This is a genomic window from Thalassobaculum fulvum (assembly GCF_014652915.1).
Lineage (GTDB): Bacteria > Pseudomonadota > Alphaproteobacteria > Thalassobaculales > Thalassobaculaceae > Thalassobaculum_A > Thalassobaculum_A fulvum.
The window spans coordinates 1-1,179 of sequence record NZ_BMZS01000022.1 but is presented as its reverse complement, the minus strand read 5'-3'; the positions used below and the strand labels follow the sequence as shown (position 1 = coordinate 1,179).

Genomic DNA, 1,179 nt, shown 5'->3' with positions numbered 1-1,179 from the left:
CGTCATTCCTGTATGCGCGGGCCACCGTTTCGAGATGGCGAGGAGTTGTTCGCGATCTGGATTTGGAGGCAGAGTGAACGCGGGCGGTGGACCGTGTCATTCCTGGCTTTTGGAGCCGTCGCTTCCAGCCCGGTCGCCGCCCGCGTTCCGCATTCGACCCGAACAGTTGACCAAGGGCCGTTGGCGCGGCGCCTTGCATGAACAAGGACGGGCAATGAGCACCATAGCGCACTCGATCCTGGCGATCGACATCTCCAAGGACCGCCTGGACATCTCCACCTTGCCGGCGCGCCGGCGCTGGAGTTGCGGCAACGATACGGAGGGCCTGGCCCGGGTGGTCGGGCAGGCTCGCCGGCAGCAGGCAACGGTGATCTTCGAGGCCACCAGCGTCTACGACCGCGGGCTCATCAAGGCTCTCGACGCGGCCGGCCTGCCGTATCACCGGGCCAATCCCCGCAAGGCCCGGCAGTTCGCCCGGGCGGCCGGGTTCCTGGCCAAGACCGACCGGGTCGACAGCGACATGCTGGCGGCCTACGCGGCCAGCGTGCCGTTGTCGCTCGCCGAGCCGGTGGCGGCCGAGCGCCAGGCGGTGCGCCGCCTGCTCGACCGGCGCGAGCAGCTGGTGGCCATGCGCAAGGCCGAGATGGTCCGCCGCCAGCAGATCGACGACCCCGAGATCGCCGGCGAGGTCGACGACCACATCCTCGAGCTGACCCGGCGGATCGACGACTACGAAGCCCGCATCGAGGAAGCCATGCGGCACAGCACCCTGGCGCCGATCAAGACCTGGCTGGTCTCCGCACCCGGCGTCGCAGGCCTCACCAGCGCCGGCCTCGTCGCCGGCCTGCCCGAGCTCGGACGCCGCAGCGCCAAGACCATCTCCGCCCTGGTCGGCATCGCCCCGATCGCACGCGACTCCGGAAAGCTCCGCGGCCGACGAACCATCTGGGGCGGACGCGCCCACATCCGGCGACTGCTCTTCCTCGCCGCCCGCCACGCCATGAAGAACCCTGCCTTCAAACCGTTCGCCGACAGGCTCCTCGAAGCCGGAAAGCCTCGAAAGCTCGTCATCATCGCCGTCGCCAGAAAGCTCCTCGTCGTCCTCAACACCATGGTCAAGGAACAAAGGCCATTCAGACCCGCAGACGCTTGACAACAACGCGTACAGTTGCTGGACGG

1 protein-coding gene is annotated in these 1,179 nt (G+C 68.2%); it reads left to right on the top strand.

The genetic code is table 11. The features are described from left to right. Positions 1–166: 166 nt before the first annotated feature. A complete protein-coding gene (locus tag IE246_RS27785; protein WP_189995945.1) occupies positions 167–1,153 on the top strand; it encodes an IS110 family transposase in 987 nt (328 codons plus the stop codon). Positions 1,154–1,179 lie beyond the last annotated feature (26 nt).